Genomic DNA, 17949 nt, shown 5'->3' with positions numbered 1-17949 from the left:
ATGCAACTCGGGATTATTGGACTGGGCCGCATGGGCGGCAATATTGCGCGGCGTCTGATGCTCAACGGTCACACCACCGTTGTTTACGACCGCAATACCGCTTTCATCGACAACCTGGTCGCCGAGGGCTCCACGGGCGTCGCCGACTTGCCGGCACTGGTTGCCGGCCTGGCCAAACCGCGTGCGGTCTGGGTCATGCTGCCGGCTGGGGCGCCGACCGAAGACACCATCAACACCCTGAGCACACTGCTGGAGGCCGGCGACACCATCATCGACGGCGGCAACACCAACTATAAGGATGATATTCGCCGGGCCAAGACCCTGAACGAGAAGGGCCTGCACTACATCGACGTCGGTACCTCGGGCGGCGTCTGGGGCCTGGAGCGCGGCTATTGCATGATGATCGGCGGCGACGCTGAAACCGTGCAGCGCCTCGACCCACTGTTCGCTGCACTGGCGCCGGGCATGGGTGATATCCCGCGCACCAAGGATCGCAAGTCCGATGATCATCGTGCCGAACACGGCTACATCCATGCCGGTCCTGCCGGTGCCGGGCACTTCGTGAAGATGATTCACAACGGCATCGAGTACGGCATGATGGCCGCGTTCGCCGAGGGCTTCGACATCCTCAAGACCAAATCCAGCGAGCGTCTGCCGGAAGATCAGCGTTTTGATCTGAACGTGGCTGACATCGCCGAAGTCTGGCGTCGTGGCAGCGTGGTGTCCTCGTGGTTGCTCGATCTGACGGCTGATGCGCTGGCCAGCGATCCGAAACTCGACGGCTTCTCCGGTTCGGTAGCGGACAGCGGCGAAGGTCAATGGACCATCGAAGCGGCCATGGAACAAGCGGTGCCGGTTCCGGTGCTGTCGAACTCGCTGTTCTCGCGCTACCGCTCACGCGGTCAGGGCACTTTTGGCGACAAGATTCTTTCGGCCCAACGCTTCGGCTTCGGCGGCCATGTGGAGACACCGAAGAAATGAGTCATACGATCCGCAAGAAATCCAAGGCAGAACCCGCTCCACCGACCACGCTGTTCCTGTTCGGTGCCCACGGCGACCTGGTCAAGCGCTTGCTGATGCCGGCGCTGTACAACCTCAGTCGCGACGGCCTGCTTGACGAGAACCTGCGGATCGTCGGCGTTGACCACAACGCCATTACCGATGAGGCCTTCGCGCAAAAGCTCGAAGACTTCATCCGTACCGAAGTGGCGGCGAAGGTCGGCAAGGGCGATCAGATGCTTGATCCGGCCTTGTGGGCCAAGCTCGCCAAAGGTATCAGCTACGTCCAGGGCGACTTCCTGGACGACAGCACCTATTCCGCGCTGGCGGCGAAAATCGCCGACAGCGGCACTGGCAATGCGGTGTTCTACCTGGCCACCGCGCCACGTTTCTTCAGTGAAGTGGTGCGCCGACTGGGCAGCGCCGGTTTGCTGGAGGAAACCCCCGAAGCGTTCAGAAGAGTGGTGATCGAGAAGCCGTTCGGCTCCGATCTGCACACCGCTGAAGCATTGAACGCCTGTTTGCTCAAGGTGATGTCCGAGAAGCAGATCTATCGGATCGACCATTATCTGGGCAAGGAAACCGTGCAGAACATTCTGGTCAGCCGGTTCTCCAACAGCCTATTTGAAGCATTCTGGAACAACCATTACATCGACCACGTGCAGATCACCGCGGCGGAAACCGTCGGCGTTGAAACCCGTGGCAGTTTTTACGAACACACCGGCGCGCTGCGTGACATGGTGCCCAATCACCTGTTCCAGTTGCTGGCCATGGTCGCCATGGAACCGCCAGCGGCGTTCGGGGCTGACGCGGTGCGCGGCGAGAAGGCCAAAGTGGTTGGCGCGATTCGTCCGTGGACGACCGAAGAGGCGCGGGCCAACTCGGTTCGCGGCCAGTACAGTGCCGGCGAAGTCGATGGCAAAGCCTTGAACGGCTATCGCCAGGAGCCCAACGTCGCGCCGGACAGCAGCACCGAAACCTACGTGGCGCTGAAAGTCATGATCGATAACTGGCGCTGGGTCGGCGTGCCGTTCTATCTGCGCACCGGCAAGCGCATGAGCGTGCGCGACACCGAGATCGTCATCTGCTTCAAACCGGCGCCTTACGCGCAGTTCCGTGACACCGAAGTCGATGAATTGCAGCCGACTTACTTGCGTATCCAGATCCAGCCCAACGAAGGCATGTGGTTCGACCTGCTGGCGAAACGGCCAGGGCCGGCGCTGAACATGGCCAACATCGAGTTGGGGTTTGCCTACAAGGATTTCTTCGAGATGCAGCCGTCGACGGGTTATGAAACTCTGATCTACGACTGCCTGACCGGCGATCAGACGCTGTTCCAGCGCGCCGACAATATCGAGAACGGCTGGCGCGCCGTGCAACCGTTCCTCGATGCCTGGCAACAGGACGCGAGCGTGCAGACTTATGCTGCCGGTGACGATGGCCCGCAAGCCGCCGAAGACTTGCTGACTCGCGATGGTCGCGTCTGGCATGGCCTCGGATGAGTGACCTGCCGAAACAACCCATCCGTTTTCTGCTCAGTGACATGGACGGCACGCTGTTGCTGCCCGATCACACGCTGAGCCAGCGCACCATCGAAGCGGTTCGTGCCTTGCGTGAGGCGGGCGTGTTGTTCAGCCTCGCCACCGGGCGTCCACCGAAAGCCATGTTGCAGCAGATCGAAGCTTTGGGCGTTGATCTGCCGACAGCGGCGTTCAATGGCGGCACCATCGTCAATCCGGACGGCAGTTTGCTGGCCGCGCATTACTTGCCGGCGACCACCGCGCTGATTGCACTGGCGACGTTCGCCGATCAGCCGGGCGTGGAAATCTGGGTGTTCAGCGGCGGCGACTGGCTGCTGAAGGATCCGCACGGGCCGATGGTGCCGCGCGAACAGCATGGCCTCGGCTATCCGCCGGTGGTGGTTGAGAGTTTCGAGCCGTATCTGGAGCGCATCGATAAGATCGTCGCGACCAGCAACAACACTGAACTGCTGATCGAACTGGAAGCGCGCTTGATACCGAAGGTCAACGGCATGGCGCAAGTCTCGCGTTCACAACCGGTGTATCTCGACGTGACCGCGCTGGAAGCCAACAAAGGCACCGCACTGACGACGATTGCCGAGCACCTGGGCATCCCGCTGGAACAGACCGCCGCGATCGGCGATGGCGGCAATGACCCGGCGATGTTCCATTGCGCCGGATTATCGATTGCCATGGGCCAGGCTGAGGACGCGGTAAAGCGCCAAGCCGACGTAGTCACCGCCCCCAACACCGAAGACGGCGTCGCCCAAGCCATCGAAAAATACATCCTCCCTCACTGAAAACACCAAAACAAACTGTGAGAGCGGGCTGGCTCGCGAAGGCGTCGTATCAGACAACCAATACGTTGAATGACACACCGCCTTCGCGAGCAAGCCCGCTCCCACAATTATTATGCGCTGTTGGTTAGAGCCAGTAGCTCACGGCGTACCAGCCCAGCAGCCCCATGACGACGGTGTACGGCAGCGCCATCCACACCATCCGCCCGTACGACAAGCGCACCAGCGGGGCAATCGCCGAGGTCAGCAGGAACAGAAACGCCGCTTGGCCATTTGGCGTCGCCACGCTCGGCAGGTTGGTGCCGGTGTTGATCGCAATCGCCAAGGTCTCGAAGTGCTCGCGGCTCATGTGTCCGGCGAGGAAGGCCTGTTTCACTTCGGTGATGTAAATGGTCGCGACAAACACGTTGTCACTGATCGCTGACAGCACGCCGTTGGCGATAAACAGCATCCCCGGTTGTTGCTCGACCGGCAGTGCCAGCACCCACTGAATCAGCGGCGCAAACAATTGCTGATCATGAATTACCGCCACCACCGCAAAAAACACCACCAGCAATGCGGTAAACGGCATCGCGTCCTTGAATGCGCTACCGAGACGGTGCTCATCGGTGATCCCGGTAAACGCCGTGATCAGCACGATCACCATCAGTCCAATCAGGCCGACTTCGGCGACGTGAAATGCCAGGCAACCAATCAAAATCAGTGCCGCCGCACCCTGCACCAGCAAAGCGGCGCGTTGACGCGGGGTACGCTCGGCATCGTCTTCGGCGGCGTAATCGGCCAGCACCGCACGCACGTTGTCCGGCAGCAGCGTGCCGTAGCCGAACCAGCGCAGTTTCTCCAGCAGGACGCAGGTCACCAGACCGGCCGCCAATACCGGCAACGACACCGGCGCGACCTTGCTGAAAAACTCGCCAAAGTGCCAACCCATTTCATGGCCGATCAACAGGTTTTGCGGCTCACCGACCAGCGTGCAGACACCGCCCAGCGCCGTGCCGACCGCGCCGTGCATCAACAGGCTGCGCAAAAACGCGCGGAATTGTTCGAGATCGTCGTGATGCAGTTTGGGTAGGTGCTGATCGTCGGCAAACTCGCTGTCCTGACGCGGATCATTGCCCGAGGCAACGCGGTGATACACCGAATAGAAACCGACCGCCGCACTGATGATCACGGCCGTAACGGTCAAGGCATCAAGAAACGCCGACAGGAACGCCGAGAGAAAGCAGAACATCAACGCCAGCGCCGCTTTCGAGCGAACCCCCAGCAACAGCCGCGAGAACAAATACAGCAACAGATCCTTCATGAAGTAGATGCCAGCCACCATAAACATCAGCAGCAGGATCACCGGGAAGTTGTGCACCAGCTCATCATAGAGAGCCTGCGGCGTGGTCATCTTCAGCAGCAGCGCTTCGATCAGCAGCAGGCCGCCCGGCATCAGTGGATAGCACTTGAGCGCCATGGCCAAAGTGAAAATGAATTCGATCACCAGCAACCAACCGGCAGCGACCGGGCCTGCGGTGAACAGCACCAGCGCATTGAGGATCAGGAATCCGACGATGGTCGCCTTATACCAACGTGGCGAATGCCCGAGAAAATTTTGCGCGAACGCCTGGGCCATTGAACCGGACATCGGTTGCTCCTTGTCTTAAGAAGCGCGCAAGTTGCCGCATGTGTCGAGCAAGTTCAAGTTGTTAATGACTTGGCCCGGCCTTCCTTTGTAGGAGCTGTCGAGTGAAACGAGGCTGCGATCTTTTGACTTTAAAGATCGCAGCCTCGTTTCACTCGACAGCTCCTACAGGTCGACCGTCCTGCAGCCCGTTATGGGTTGAGGTAGCGCGCGACCATTGCCCGGTAGTTGCCATCCAGTGAATAACCGCCGACCAGAATCCCGCCATCGGCTTGCAGGGCCAGTGAGTTGGCGGTGTCGAGGCTGCGTCCCAGGCGTGTGCGCAACCAGCCGCAGCCATCGCCGAAACTTGGGTCGAGGTTGCCGTCAGCCAAATAGCGCGCGACGATAAAATCCGCTTCAACGCCGCCGATGGTCGCGCCGACTGCGATCATGCGACCGTCTGCCATGCGTTGCGCAGCGCTCCACTGGCAGCCGCTCGGGCCGATTTCCAGCAGCTGCGCCAAACCGTCATGGCTGTGCAGATCCGGGCGGCCGTTATGGTGCAGCGACAATGCCACGCAGCGAATCGGATCACGGCTGCTGCCGAAACAATGCAGATGTTCCGCCGATTCAATCACCTGGCTGACCTGTGCGCTTCGCCCCTGAGCCTTGAACGCCATAAAGCCGTCCACCGCAAAACGTTCATCCAGACTGCCGTCGGGCAGATAGCGCGCGAGCAGGCCTTCCTGCGGAAAGTCGATCGAACCGGCCACCACGATCCGCCCGTCCTCCTGCAACAGCAGGCTGCTGAGCCAGGTATTGAGCAATAGGTGACGGATCATCACAAAGCCACGGCCGTTGAACGTGTCGTCGAGACTGCCGTCGGGTTTGAGGCGAATCAGCATGCCGGCGTGGTCGGCCAGTTCGAAATGGTGGTTGGCGATCAGCAGGATGTGCCCGTCATCCTGTACAGCGAAGTCGCAGGCTTCGGCCCCGGGCACGCCCGGCGGTAGCCAGGTATCGCGCGAGCCCATGGACAGATTGCCCGGCAGGCGCACGACTTGCCGGCCATTGTCGCCGAAGGTCGGGTCTGGCTGACCGTGGGCATCGAAGCAGGCAAAGGCGGGAAGGGTTTGATGGGCGCTTTCATAATGCAGGCCGGCGAGCAGGATTCGGCCGTCCGGCAGCGCCAGCACCTTGCTGGCAGCGGCCTCGAAGCCGGCGGCGAACTCGCCGATGACGCTGCCCTGATGGCCGAACCCAAGATCGGCAGAACCATCGGCCAGCAATCGCGCCAGGCCAAACCGGCTGCCATGAGCGGTGCCGATTTTTGCGGCGACCAATACACGACCTTGCTGATCGAGTGCCACGCCTTGCGTCATGCTCGACAGGCTGCCGGCGAAATAAACCTGCGCCACGCCGGTCGCAGCGAATGTCTGATCAAGATGTCCGACTTTATTTATGGGGGTTGCCAGCGCAAAAGCATTCGAGCTGAACATGCACGCATCTCCTTGCGAGTTGACCATAACCCGGGAGCCGGGTGGGTAACTGCATGAGCGGAACATTCAATCCCTGATAACAAAGAAGCACAACGGTAAGAACTAACAGGCGGAGGGTCGCACTGTGCCGAAACAGTGTCTTTTTGAACCAAATGCAAGCCTGCCAAGCAGTTGTGCCTGGTTTCGTTGCTTAGCGATGTAAAAAGTGCGCGGGGTTAAAACAACAGGGCAACTAACCAAGAAGAGGGCGGATGACATTGAAGTCATCCGCAATGCCCTCTGCTCAGTGCGGCATCGACCACGATTGCAGCTCGTAACCTTCTTCGCTCAATTGTGCGCGAGCTTGCTGCAAGAACAATTCAAGTTGTGCCGGATCCGAATAGTCACTGCTGGAAATCTGTTTGCGACCAATGTGATTGTTGGTGCGGTCGATGACGGTCAGGCTGACTTCGCCATTGCCGTCTTGTGGGGCCCAAGCCACGCACTGGAAAGGTTTGAACGCGTGGTTGGCAATCAAAAGAGCTTCGTTGATACGGAGCGGGGCGGTCATGGGGTCTTCTCTCTGTCGTGCCCAATCAAGTGATGTGCCGTCGGTTGGGCTTACCGTTCGGCTGGTTACTTGTACTGATGCACGCAACCGGGTGACAGGTCACACCTGAAACAAAGAAATTTCAACTTTCTTTCATATACTCAGTTTGTCGACAGCTATTGAAAGCTGGCTGAAAGATTCAAAGTCGATAGCTGACTAACAACTTCGCTTCTTATAACTGGTTCGCTTGTATCCCTATAAGCAATCGATACAAGGCGCTGTCAAAATCTTGCTAATGTTACAGCCAGGTCTGCCAAATGACTGTTTTTACAATCATTTCTTATAATTTGGCGCCAAGGAACAGTCATGAGCGAAGCGCCTGCATTAAGACGTTTATTGGTCGTCGATCCTTGCGACGATTGTCATCGCCTGTTGCCCGGTTTACGTGCGATAGGCTGGGATGTCGACAGCTGTACTTTGGAAAACGCCGCTGACCGAAGTTGTGATGTTGGGTTGCTGCGCTTGCAGCCGTTTCACCTCGAACGCCCCGAAGCCGTCAAAGAACTGATCAGCCGCAGCGGTACTGAATGGATCGCCGTGCTGAATCAGGAAGTCCTGCGTTTACAGAACGTTGGCGACTTCGTTTGCGAATGGTTTTTCGATTTTCATACCTTGCCGTTCGACGTCTCGCGGGTGCAGGTCACCCTTGGTCGCGCGTTCGGCATGGCGCGCCTGCGCGGGCAGGGCACGATCCATGTGGATCAGCCGGAGCATGAGTTGCTCGGTGACAGTCGACCGATTCGTGAACTGCGCAAATTGCTCAGCAAACTGGCGCCGACCGAATCGCCCGTACTGATCCGTGGCGAAAGCGGCACGGGCAAAGAGCTGGTGGCGCGCACCCTGCATCGACAATCGCAGCGTCACAGCAAACCTTTTGTAGCGATCAACTGCGGGGCGATCCCTGAACATTTGATCCAGTCGGAATTGTTTGGCCATGAGAAGGGCGCGTTTACCGGCGCTCATCAACGCAAGGTCGGGCGCATCGAAGCGGCCAACGGTGGCACGCTGTTTCTTGATGAAATTGGTGATCTGCCGCTGGAACTGCAAGCCAATCTGCTGCGTTTTCTCCAGGAAAAACACATTGAACGGGTTGGCGGCAGTCAGCCGATCCCCGTGGATGTTCGGGTATTGGCCGCGACGCACGTTGATCTGGAGTCGGCGATCGAGAAAAAGCGCTTTCGCGAAGATCTGTATTACCGGCTCAACGTGCTGCAAGTGGTCACCGCGCCGTTGCGCGAACGCCACGGTGATCTGTCGATGCTGGCCAACCACTTCTCGCATTTCTACAGCCACGAAACCGGTCGGCGACCGCGCAGTTTCAGTGAAGACGCGCTGATTGCGATGGGCAAACACGACTGGCCGGGCAATGTGCGCGAATTGGCCAACCGCGTTCGTCGTGGTTTGGTGCTGGCCGAAGGGCGACAGATTGAAGCGCGAGATCTGGGTTTGATCAGCCAGCAGTCGATCGCCACGCCGATGGGCACCCTGGAAGACTATAAAACCCGCGCCGAACGCCAGGCCTTGTGCGATGTATTGAATCGGCACAGCGACAACTTGAGTGTGGCGGCAAAAGTGCTGGGGGTTTCGCGACCTACGTTCTACCGGTTACTGCACAAACATCAAATTCGTTAAATCAAAAGATCGCAGCCTTCTGTAGGAGCCGAGCTTGCTCGCGAAGAGGCCGGTACATTCAACATCAATATTGAATGTACTGACGCCTTCGCGAGCAAGCTCTGCTCCTACAGAATCATGGCGTACGCGCAGTTTAATTTGCACCACGAAACAGTGTAGGAGCCGAGCTTGCTCGCGAAGAGGCCGGTACATTCAACATCAATATTGAATGTACTGACGCCTTCGCGAGCAAGCTCTGCTCCTACAGAATCATGGCGTACGCGCAGTTTAATTTGCACCGCAAACCAGTGTAGGAGTCGAGCTTGCTCGCGAAGAGGCCGGTACATTCAACATCAATATTGAATGTACTGACGCCTTCGCGAGCAAGCTCTGCTCCTACAGAATCATGGCGTACGCGCAGTTTAATTTGCACCACGAAACAGTGTAGGAGCCGAGCTTGCTCGCGAAGAGGCCGGTACATTCAACATCAGTATTGAATGTACTGACGCCTTCGCGAGCAAGCTCTGCTCCTACAGAATCATGGCGTACGCGCAGTTTAATTCGCACCACGAAACAGTGTAGGAGCTGAGCTTGCTCGCGAAGAGGCCGGTACATTCAACATCAAAATTGAATGTGCTGACGCCTTCGCGAGCAAGCTCTGCTCCTACAGATTTCTGTGGTTAGAAGTAATACGGGAATTTCAGGCTGAAGGAAAAGTCCGGCGCATCTTCGGTCATGCCGATGGACAGGTTAGGCACGATCGTTAAGTTGTCGGTGGCCGCGATGGTCATACCGATGTTGAAGTAACCGGCGTTGGCGTCACTGGAGACAACCGACTCCCAATCGCCGCCATCCTGTTTGATCTTGCTCTTGCGTTGCACCAGGTCGGAGACCGAGAACGACATACTCATCTTCTCGTTCAACGCAAACGCTACACCGGCGCCGATCTGGAAGCTGTCGCCCAGTTGCACTTTACCGCCAATTTTCTCGTTGACCCGTGGACTGATGTCGTCAAACGAATCTTCGAAGTTGTGGGTGTAGGACAAGCTACCGAAGAGCACGGCAGGGTCGAAGGTTTTCACCAGCGAGATGCCCGGCGTGATCGACCAGACACCGTTACCGGTTGGCAGGCTGTCAGGCACGAAGAGGTTGGTGTTGTCGCCCGGGGCCTGACGCAGCTTGATCCCGAACGGGTCTTTGCCGGTTGGCGCTTTTACGCGCAACGTCACCACCGCATCCGGCAGGTTCGGCGATTCGTCGAGGAATTTGTAGGCAATACCTGCGTTGACATCGCCAAGGGTCGGATCCTGAGTGACATCCTGTTCACTGAGGGCGCCCGATGCGCCGCCTTGCGCACCGCCGGACTGGTAAGTCGAGTCGCGGTAAATGACTGGAGCGTTGATATCGAACTGCCAACGGTTGTTGTAGTTGTAGCGTGCCGTCAGGTCGAGGGTCCAGGTATCAGCCTTGATCCGGTCCAGGTTGATGCTGCCGAGGAAGATCGAATCCAGCGCCAGAAAGCCGTTAAGCGCCAGTTGACGGGTGTCGTAGCGCGAATAGGTGATGCCGGTTTCAACGCTGAAACGACCGCCACCGAAGAAGCCGCTGGCCTCGTCGTAAAGGTTGGATACCGATTGCGCGGGTTGCGAATCATCGGCCAGTGATTGGCCATAAGAACTGCCCGTGCCCCCTCCGGCTGCGCCCCCCGACGCGGCTGCTGCACCAGTCCCTGTTGCGGCCGCCACTTTTTGAGTTCTGAGGTCGGCCGGCGATTTCACCAGGCGTTTGGGTTGCGGCGCAGCGGGTTGGTCTTCGACCTGGCGGACACGTTGTTCAAGGACCGCCAGGGCTTTTTGTTGTACTTCGTATCGTTGCTTGAGTTCCATCAGTTCTTGTTTTAGCGCTTCTACATCGGCGTCAGGTGCAGCTTGCAACATTGCCGCCGGGAGAAGCGTACTCAGACATACAGCAGCACGCAGTGATACTGATCGATACATGAAAAAGCCGTCCCTTTAAGCCCAATGATCGAGACTCAGCGTAGTTCAATATCCTATGTTGCGTAGGGCCCTGAGTTGAGTCAGGTTGCAATCCAGTGCGCCGGCGCTCATGCCGTTATTGTTCAACACAACGTTGAGTTGAGTCATGTTATTGACCACGTTCGAACTGCCCAGCAAACGGGTGTTCTGCAGCAGCCCGCTCTGGGCAACCTGTTGCAGGGCGGTGCCCTGATTGCCGCTGGCCTGAATTGCCATTTGCACGCCACCGCCGGTAGCGGAAACCGCGACATTGCCGGCGGCGTTGCTGCCGGTGATGGTCTGGCCTGCAATCAAAGCCTGGCCTTGGGAAGGCGTAATGGCGGGGGCCTGGCTGGCTTCTTTGACGTTGATCGCAACGTTGTTGTAAGCGGTATTGTCATCACCGGCTGCGCGCACGCTTTGCGTTACGCCCTGGCTGGTATTCAAGGCTGCGCCACCAATGATGGTGCCGGTGCCTTGTTGTTGGGCCGGTTGGGTCGTTGGGGCGGCGCCGCCATTGTTGGCGCTGGCGACGGCGTTCTGCGCCGAATTGACGATATTGCCGGCCTCTTTGATGGTCGAAACATAGAATTCGGGTTTGATCGTGGATTGCTGGATCTGCATCGAGGCGGCTGCACCGATCAGATCGCCACTGGCGTTGCGCCAGGTACTGCTCATAACAATGCCGAAGCTGATAATCCGCCCCGGCATGACATACCGACCACGCAGCTCAGAGAGCTCCTGATCCTTTATTTCGATGGGTGTGAATCCTGCATTGGCATAGCCTGACGCACTCGCGGCCAGGCAGGCGGCGGCCAGCCAGTATGAGGTTTTCATCTGCTGCTCCCGGGACATCCAGTCCCATTTTTTTATAAGCGGCGATTAAAAGAAGTCGCTCTGAATGAATCCGAAGTCCATCAATTCAGCATCTTTGACAGGGTTGAAGCCATCCAGCTTGTTCTTCGCCGTCAGCGGTACCGGTGGGCTGCGTAGTGCGTTTGCCTTGTCATAACCGGGGCCCACAATGGCGAAGACGATGCCGTTCCAACCTTTGACAAAATCATCATGTTTATAGCGTTTGTGTCCCAGCACCGGGTCTCCGATGTAAACCCAATCCTTATCCGAACGCTGTAGCACGACGAAATGCTTGTAGCCGCGAATTTCCATCAGTACCACCACCGGGATTGTTACTGCGTCGAGCTTCTCCGGTGGAATCTTGTAGCCCCTGGCGCGCATGCCGATGCTTTCTATGTAGCGCTTCATGTCGAGCATGGAAAAACCTTGAGTACGGACAAGGTCCTGGTCAGCGTTGACCAGCATGCCTTTGATGATGTGCTCCTCATCGACGTCGAGCCAATAGGCCTGGCGTAACACCGTCGCCAGTGCAGCAGCGCCGCAGCTGAAGTCGGTTTTCTGTTCGACGATGTCGGCAAACTTGCGCTCACGAATGCTCTGCACATCCTTGTAAATGAGTACGCCACCCGGGAGGGCGGCCACTGGCATTTGCGCGGCCTGGCTCAAGCCAGACAGGCAAAGCAAAGCGATAAGGGCAGTTTTACGCATGATCGATACGCCTTGGCGGACTGAAGGAAAAGCCCCGTTGCCGGGGCTTTCAGTTCGATCGCGATTACATGCAGGCTTTGCAACCTGCGGCGATGGACAACGAGTTGCTTTGTTGGTTGCCAACACCGGCGGCGTTGTTGAAACCAGCGTTGCCGGAGAAGTTGTTGCCAACGTTGCTCAGGGTGGCATTGTTGGTCACAGGGTTTTTCCAGCCGTCTGGAGTCATCACTTGTTGAGTGGTTACGCCAGCCAGACCGAAGACACCCACAGCTTCGAAGGTAGCTTTCTGATCTTTGCTACCACCGTTGCCACCGTGGCCACGATCGTCATAGCCGCCACCGCCGTGACCGCTATCGCCTTTGATGGTTGCTTCGCCAACTGCACCGAACGCGCCAAGAGCGGCGACAGTACCGGTGAGGGTAGTGGTTTTGTAGGTTTGAGTGGCGGAGTTGGCCACAGTCAGACCGGTGGAGCTTTGGTTGGCTGCAGCGGCAGCATTCGCTACACGGCCACCCGATACAGCAATTGCCAGGTTGTTTTTCTGTTGGTTGAAGTTGCCGGCACTGTTGTTGATACCAATGTTGCCGGAACCGCCGTTACCCACATTGTTCAAGCTTGCATTGTTGGTCGTCGAGGCGTTAGCCACAGCGTTGTTGTTGTTAACCTGGGTAGCGCTGGAAACAGCAACAGCGGTGCCGAAGATGAAGCTTTCGTCAGCGGTGGCCAGTGCAGCAGCGTTGTCTTGCTGGTTGCCGTCGCCGGCGGTGTTGTTCATGCCCAGGTTGCCGTTGGAACCGTTCGCCGAGTTATCGACAGTGGCATTGTTTTTAGTGCCCTGGTTGCCAACGATGTTGCTATCGCTGTTTTGCGAGTCGAGTACAGCAGCCCCAGCGCCGGCCCCGATTTGCAGAAGCTCTTCGAGAGTAGGGCCTTTTGGTTGATTGTTATGACCACCGTTATTGTGGCCGCCGTTACCATGACCGTGATCGTCATCACGACCGCCTGCCTGTGCTGCGATTGCCATCACTGCTGCAAGTGCGAAAACCAGTGGTTTGAGAGCCATTGTAGGTTTCATGGTGTTTCTCCATCGTGCTTATTAGTTGGTTAAGTGTTGGTACTTTCTAATTGCACAGCTTTTATTGTTTGGGTCAGTCTGCGACCCGGATGCTCAGGGTGTTAGCCATTCGGTTCCCCACCCCGGCACTCTGGTTCACCTGGATTACCCCGCGGCTGCCGGTGAAGGCCTGATCACTTGTGGTGACCTGGCGGCTGCTGATTGAGGTACCAGTTGCTCCTGAGCTCGGTAACAACGCCACGTTCTGTTGCGAAAGGGCGCTATCGTCAACGCTCTGCGGGGCAGCACTGATGCTGACGCGCGTCACGTTGGCCATTTGGTTGTTGGCCCCGGCACCCTGGTTCACGCCCAGAATCCCGTTACCATTACTGAAAGAGTTGCCGCCGATATTGGCGCTGGCATTGGCCGAGCGTTCGGCCGGAGTGTCTATGCGCTGAATCACGCTGGTCGAGGTGCTGGCATTGGTGCCGATGGCGATTGCCTTGGTGTTGGTTTGTTGCATCTGGTCGCCGGCGGCCTGGTTAACGTTGTAGTTACCTTTGTATTGGATGCCGGTGTTCTGAATGTCTGCGTTGTTGCTGGAGTCGGCCATGGCGCTGGTGCAGCTGAGCAGGGCCAGAATGAGTAGAGTGCGATTCATCTCATTGGCCTCCAGCCATGCGGGTCAGCGGGGCGAGACCGGTGCTCAGAGAGCGATTGATGGTGTTGGAAATGCTGCCGCCGCTGCCGCCACCGTGACCGGCACTCATACCGGGCAACCCGTTGGGGTTGGTGATGACGTTGGTACCGGGCAGCGCACCGTTCTGATTCATGATGGTGCCGCTGATGGAGGAACCGCTGGCGACGCTGGCAAACTCGCCGTCGCTGAGTTCACCGCTGTTCACGGCCTGATTGACGCGTGCCGAAGGGTTGGCGTTGACGGTGGTTGGGTAGGGGTCTTTGCCCCTCTCGCGGCCGATCGAATGAACCTGCACATCGCGATTGAGCACAATCACGCCGTTGCCTTCGGCCTGAGCGTTGAAACTGATGAATGTGCTGGCTGCAGATCCGATCAGCACCAGGCAGGTGAAGCCTTTTTTGATATTCCCCACGGCGGCAATTCCTTCTTCAGTGGGCTGGCCCTAGTCAGCGTTGGGAAGGAGAGAGCGAAAGCTGTGCCGCTTTTTAAAAAAGACGGTTTTTCAATGGGTTATCGGAAAAGTTCGCAGGGCTGAAACACGTGATGTTTCATCGCTGAAACAGTGCTTGGCCAGAAGACCTGTCTGTTCGCTGAACAAAGCTCTGGAACAAAGGTTTGCGGGGATGTGTTTCATCAGCGTAACAAGCGGCATGACAAAACGATGAAGGGCGTTGAAACGGCCACTTTGCACTCGGGCGAGTGTTTCAGAAACGGACACAATTCCCCCAAAACAGGGTGAATTAGTGGGGCAAAAGCCCCACGTCGCTGATCACTCAGCCAATAGATCTGCGACCGCGGCTACGGCTTGCGCCTGTCGCTCGGCCCAATTGCCTTGAATGATTTGAAAGGGCTGCTGGTGTTTTTCCAGCCAGTTTTGTGTGGCTCGAAAGAACATCAGACGTTCCTGCAGATCCGGTTGGCAGCGCTGACCGTCATCCGTCCAGTCGATCTGCTCAGGGGACAGCAACAGGTGCAGATCGTAATGCCGCGCCAACAACTCGGGCTCCAGCCAGTCCGGGCAATCACCGAACAGCGTCTGACTCCAGAGGATATTGCTCAACAGGTGGGTGTCGAGAATCAGCAGCGCTGGCCGCTGCGCGCGCGCCTCGTCTTCCCATTGCAACTGGCCACGGGCGATCGCGGGAATATCGGCCAGACAAGTATCGCGCGGATTCTCTTCGATGAACCGGCGCACGTACTCATCCACCCGAACCCCGCCGAATTGCTTTTGCAGGCCGGCGGCGAGCCAGCTCTTGCCCGTCGATTCAGGGCCGGTGAGCACCACGACTTTCATGTGCGCAACGCCGGATCCGCCCGCCATTCGCGCCAGCCTTGCACGGCGATCAGGGTGAACAAGGCGTACAGCGCGGCCGTGAGGTACAGGCCTTTATAGATGAACAGGCCGACAAAAATGACATCCAGCACAAACCACAGCGCCCAGCATTGCAGACGTTTCTGCGCCATCCACAACTGTGCGACCAGGCTAAAACCGGTGAGCGCTGCGTCCAGCCAAGGTTGCGCGGCGTCCGTCCAGTGCGCCATCGCCGCGCCCAGCAACAAACTGCCAACCGCGCCGACACCCAGCCCCAACAGAATCGAACGCTGATCGAGCCGCGTGACCTGACGCCCGTCATGCATCGTCCCGGCCCTCGTCCACTGCCACCAGCCGTAGACTTGCAGGGCGGCATAGATCACTTGCAGCAGCATGTCCGAATACAGCTTCACTTCAAAGAAGATCCAGCTGTAGAGCAACACCATGACCAGCCCGATCGGCCAGCACAGCGGATTCTGTTTAACCGTCAGCCACACGGCAATCACACCGAGAGCGGCGGCAAACAGTTCGAGCCCGGACATGAGTCTTCCTTGGGGGAGTTGAAGAGGGGGGGCGGATTGTACCCAGAGACGGCTAAGGGGCGTTAGCTACCGTACACGCACTGTTGGCAACAAATTTCCCTGTGGCGAGGGGATTTATCCCCGATGGAGTGCGCAGCGCTCCCAAAACCAGCCAACGCGTTCTGGCAGTTAGAACGCGCTGGCTGGTTTTACGACGGCTACGCCGCCGATCGGGGATAAATCCCCTCACCACAGGATTAGTGTTCCACAGGCAATTGGGGGGTTAGACACGGAATTGGCGCAGCAAGCCGTTCAGCTGTTCGCTGAGTTGCGCAAGCCGTACGCTGGCCACACTCGACTGTTCCGCCGCCAACGCCGTGCTGTGCGATAGTCCGGCCGCTTGCGTCACGTTCTGGTTAATGTCCTCAACCACATGCGCCTGTTGCAGCGTGGCGCTGGCAATCGAAGCGTTCAAGCCATTCAGATTGCGCAGTGCCTGGCCAATCGCACTCAAACTGGCCCCGGCCAGTCCTGCTTGCTCAATGGTCAGCTGCGAAGCCTTGCTGCTGTCGCCAATCACTTTAACGGCGGCTTCAGAATGATTCTGCAAACGCTCAATCATCGTCTGAATTTCCGCCGTCGACTTCTGCGTCCGTTGCGCCAGCAATCGAACCTCATCCGCCACCACCGCAAAACCGCGACCCTGTTCTCCAGCACGTGCCGCTTCGATAGCAGCGTTGAGCGCGAGTAGATTGGTCTGCTCGGCAATCGAACGAATCACTTCCAGCACACTGCCAATCTGCGTGCTCTCAGCAGCCAATGTGCGAATCACTTCAACCGCCTGATCAATCGTCCCCGACAGTTTGTCGATCTGCTGCAAGCTGCCATCGATATTGATCTGTCCCTGTTGCGCCTGCGCTTCGGCATCGCGCATTTCGGCGGCGGCGTGCTCGGCGTTTTTTGCCACGTCCTGCACGCCGTAGGTCACCTCGTTGATCGCGGTGGACACCAACTCCATTTGCTGCGATTGCTGCTGACTGCGTTGCTGCGCCTGCGAGGCATCGTTGCCCAGTTCGCTGGACGACACCCCCAGCGCACTGGCCGAGACCTGCAAGTCGCCGATCACCCTACGCAGCTTGGCCGTGAAGGCGTTGAAGTGGTGCGCCAGCTCAGTGACTTCGTCCTGACCGTGGGTATCGAGACTGCGGGTCAAATCGCTTTCGCCGCTGGCGATGTTGGCCATGGCGTTCACGGTTTCCTGCAACGGCCGGACGATGCTGCGCGCGATCAGAATCACCAGCAGCGCCATGATCACGGCAATCGCCAGACCAATCGCCGAGGCTTTGATCACCTGGCCCTGAAATTCGGCCTGTACGTCGTCGATATACACGCCGGAGCCAAGTACCCAGCCCCACGGCTCGAACAGTTTGACGTACGAAGTCTTGGCCACAGGTTCGCTGGCACCGGGTTTTGGCCAACGGTAATCCACCATGCCGGCGCCCTTGGCTTTGGCGATGGCGACCATCTCGTTAAACACCGCAAAACCGTCCGGATCGCGGATCGCCGAAAGGTTCTGGCCTTCAAGTTTGGGGTTGGTCGGGTGCATGACCATCACGGGCGTGAGGTCGTTTATCCAGAAATAGTCGTTCTGGTCATAGCGCAGGCCGCGGATCGCAGTCAGTGCCTGTTTCTGCGCAGCCTCCTTGCTCAAGGTGCCGGCGGTTTCCAGGTCGTGGTAATAGGTCAGCAGGCCGCTGGCGGTTTGCACCACATGCTGGGTTTTCTGGGCTTTGGCATGATAGAGGTCGGTGTGGATCTGCTTGAGCATCAAGGCGCCCAAGGTCAACAACATGACCACCGCTACCACCAAGATGAGCCACAAGCGTCGGCTGATCGACACACTGCGCAAGCTGTTCATAACGCTGTCACTCCGGGTTCTTTTTATTGTCATAAACCATCGCCAGCATCCAACCACGATTCGGTGATGCGGCCTACGCGACCCAAGTCGTATAACGCGGCAGCGCTTTTGCGGCTTGTCTGATAGGATTTCGGCCCCGCGCGTAAAAACCTGAATCCAAGTTGATATTTCACGGAATTTTGACCATTTCGTGTGGATCCTGTGCGCGCGGAATCGGTACAGCCATAAACAGCTACGCTGAT

The 17949-nt window shown here is 57.9% G+C and carries 16 protein-coding genes; 4 read left to right on the top strand and 12 right to left on the bottom strand.

Going from position 1 to position 17949, the window contains the following annotated elements:
- From gnd to GVL50_RS00570, 3 genes are read left to right on the top strand one after another with little or no spacing between them, the layout of a single operon-like run.
- On the top strand, positions 1-981 hold the full coding sequence (gene gnd, locus GVL50_RS00580; RefSeq protein WP_008082539.1) for a phosphogluconate dehydrogenase (NAD(+)-dependent, decarboxylating): 981 nt from the start codon (positions 1-3) through the stop codon (positions 979-981).
- On the top strand, positions 978-2501 hold the full coding sequence (zwf, locus tag GVL50_RS00575; protein WP_159811370.1) for a glucose-6-phosphate dehydrogenase: 1524 nt from the start codon (positions 978-980) through the stop codon (positions 2499-2501). The genes gnd and zwf overlap by 4 nt, the downstream gene beginning before the upstream one ends.
- Complete coding sequence (locus GVL50_RS00570) at positions 2498-3319, top strand: HAD family hydrolase (protein WP_159811369.1); 822 nt, start codon at positions 2498-2500, stop codon at positions 3317-3319. Before zwf ends, GVL50_RS00570 begins: the two co-directional genes overlap by 4 nt.
- A gap of 124 nt (positions 3320-3443) precedes the next feature.
- Here GVL50_RS00570 and nhaB read toward each other — a convergent pair whose 3' ends face one another.
- The 3 genes from nhaB to GVL50_RS00555 form a co-directional block, all read right to left on the bottom strand.
- Entirely contained in the window at positions 3444-4946 is a 1503-nt protein-coding gene (nhaB, locus tag GVL50_RS00565) for a sodium/proton antiporter NhaB (protein ID WP_159811368.1), read from the bottom strand.
- Positions 4947-5134: 188 nt separating this feature from the next.
- Positions 5135-6424 carry a hypothetical protein gene (locus GVL50_RS00560; RefSeq protein WP_159811367.1) on the bottom strand — a complete coding sequence of 430 codons (1290 nt, stop codon included), beginning with the start codon at positions 6422-6424 and terminating at the stop codon, positions 5135-5137.
- Positions 6425-6707: 283 nt separating this feature from the next.
- On the bottom strand, positions 6708-6974 hold the full coding sequence (locus GVL50_RS00555; protein WP_159811366.1) for a hypothetical protein: 267 nt from the start codon (positions 6972-6974) through the stop codon (positions 6708-6710).
- A 345-nt stretch (positions 6975-7319) separates the two neighbouring features.
- Here GVL50_RS00555 and GVL50_RS00550 point away from each other — a divergent pair, with 345 nt between their 5' ends.
- A complete protein-coding gene (locus GVL50_RS00550; RefSeq protein ID WP_053119813.1) occupies positions 7320-8645 on the top strand; it encodes a sigma-54 dependent transcriptional regulator in 1326 nt (441 codons plus the stop codon).
- Positions 8646-9304: 659 nt separating this feature from the next.
- Here the strand turns inward: GVL50_RS00550 and GVL50_RS00545 are convergent.
- The 9 genes from GVL50_RS00545 to GVL50_RS00505 all read right to left on the bottom strand — a co-directional run bounded on the left by GVL50_RS00545 (position 9305) and on the right by GVL50_RS00505 (position 17707).
- Positions 9305-10621 carry a hypothetical protein gene (locus tag GVL50_RS00545; RefSeq protein ID WP_159811365.1) on the bottom strand — a complete coding sequence of 439 codons (1317 nt, stop codon included), beginning with the start codon at positions 10619-10621 and terminating at the stop codon, positions 9305-9307.
- Between the two features lie 45 nt (positions 10622-10666).
- A complete protein-coding gene (locus tag GVL50_RS00540) occupies positions 10667-11476 on the bottom strand; it encodes a hypothetical protein (RefSeq protein ID WP_159811364.1) in 810 nt (269 codons plus the stop codon).
- A 45-nt stretch (positions 11477-11521) separates the two neighbouring features.
- The gene (locus GVL50_RS00535; protein WP_053119820.1) at positions 11522-12202 is read right to left on the bottom strand and encodes a C39 family peptidase; all 681 of its coding nucleotides are present in this window, start codon (positions 12200-12202) and stop codon (positions 11522-11524) included.
- A gap of 64 nt (positions 12203-12266) precedes the next feature.
- Positions 12267-13277, bottom strand: coding sequence for a hypothetical protein (locus GVL50_RS00530; protein ID WP_053119822.1), 1011 nt, complete (start codon positions 13275-13277; stop codon positions 12267-12269).
- Between the two features lie 73 nt (positions 13278-13350).
- Positions 13351-13917 (bottom strand): adhesin, encoded by a 567-nt coding sequence (locus GVL50_RS00525; protein WP_159811363.1) that lies wholly within the window; start codon positions 13915-13917, stop codon positions 13351-13353.
- Between the two features lies 1 nt (position 13918).
- Positions 13919-14368, bottom strand: a complete 450-nt coding sequence (locus GVL50_RS00520; RefSeq protein WP_159811362.1) for a hypothetical protein — start codon at positions 14366-14368, stop codon at positions 13919-13921.
- 357 nt (positions 14369-14725) lie between these two features.
- A complete protein-coding gene (locus GVL50_RS00515) occupies positions 14726-15250 on the bottom strand; it encodes an AAA family ATPase (RefSeq protein ID WP_159811361.1) in 525 nt (174 codons plus the stop codon).
- Positions 15247-15810 (bottom strand): nicotinamide riboside transporter PnuC, encoded by a 564-nt coding sequence (gene pnuC, locus GVL50_RS00510; RefSeq protein ID WP_159811360.1) that lies wholly within the window; start codon positions 15808-15810, stop codon positions 15247-15249. Before pnuC ends, GVL50_RS00515 begins: the two co-directional genes overlap by 4 nt.
- Positions 15811-16072: 262 nt before the next feature.
- Positions 16073-17707: a methyl-accepting chemotaxis protein gene (locus tag GVL50_RS00505; protein ID WP_159811359.1), complete on the bottom strand. Its 1635-nt coding sequence runs from the start codon at positions 17705-17707 to the stop codon at positions 16073-16075.
- Positions 17708-17949: the final 242 nt, after the last annotated feature.

It is taken from the genome of Pseudomonas sp. 18058, from assembly GCF_902706155.1.
GTDB lineage: Bacteria > Pseudomonadota > Gammaproteobacteria > Pseudomonadales > Pseudomonadaceae > Aquipseudomonas > Aquipseudomonas rustica.
Note: the sequence above shows the minus strand (reverse complement) of the source record. Positions and strands in the feature narration are given on the sequence as shown.

Bases quoted from the DNA above. Each gene is read 5' to 3' on its own strand.
- gnd (WP_008082539.1), top strand. From the start codon at position 1: ATGCAACTCGGGATTATTGGACTGGGCCGCATGGGCGGCAATATTGCG.
- zwf (WP_159811370.1), top strand. From the start codon at position 978: ATGAGTCATACGATCCGCAAGAAATCCAAGGCAGAACCCGCTCCACCG.
- GVL50_RS00570 (WP_159811369.1), top strand. From the start codon at position 2,498: ATGAGTGACCTGCCGAAACAACCCATCCGTTTTCTGCTCAGTGACATG.
- nhaB (WP_159811368.1), bottom strand. From the start codon at position 4,946: ATGTCCGGTTCAATGGCCCAGGCGTTCGCGCAAAATTTTCTCGGGCAT.
- GVL50_RS00560 (WP_159811367.1), bottom strand. From the start codon at position 6,424: ATGTTCAGCTCGAATGCTTTTGCGCTGGCAACCCCCATAAATAAAGTC.
- GVL50_RS00555 (WP_159811366.1), bottom strand. From the start codon at position 6,974: ATGACCGCCCCGCTCCGTATCAACGAAGCTCTTTTGATTGCCAACCAC.
- GVL50_RS00550 (WP_053119813.1), top strand. From the start codon at position 7,320: ATGAGCGAAGCGCCTGCATTAAGACGTTTATTGGTCGTCGATCCTTGC.
- GVL50_RS00545 (WP_159811365.1), bottom strand. From the start codon at position 10,621: ATGTATCGATCAGTATCACTGCGTGCTGCTGTATGTCTGAGTACGCTT.
- GVL50_RS00540 (WP_159811364.1), bottom strand. From the start codon at position 11,476: ATGAAAACCTCATACTGGCTGGCCGCCGCCTGCCTGGCCGCGAGTGCG.
- GVL50_RS00535 (WP_053119820.1), bottom strand. From the start codon at position 12,202: ATGCGTAAAACTGCCCTTATCGCTTTGCTTTGCCTGTCTGGCTTGAGC.
- GVL50_RS00530 (WP_053119822.1), bottom strand. From the start codon at position 13,277: ATGAAACCTACAATGGCTCTCAAACCACTGGTTTTCGCACTTGCAGCA.
- GVL50_RS00525 (WP_159811363.1), bottom strand. From the start codon at position 13,917: ATGAATCGCACTCTACTCATTCTGGCCCTGCTCAGCTGCACCAGCGCC.
- GVL50_RS00515 (WP_159811361.1), bottom strand. From the start codon at position 15,250: ATGAAAGTCGTGGTGCTCACCGGCCCTGAATCGACGGGCAAGAGCTGG.
- pnuC (WP_159811360.1), bottom strand. From the start codon at position 15,810: ATGTCCGGGCTCGAACTGTTTGCCGCCGCTCTCGGTGTGATTGCCGTG.
- GVL50_RS00505 (WP_159811359.1), bottom strand. From the start codon at position 17,707: ATGAACAGCTTGCGCAGTGTGTCGATCAGCCGACGCTTGTGGCTCATC.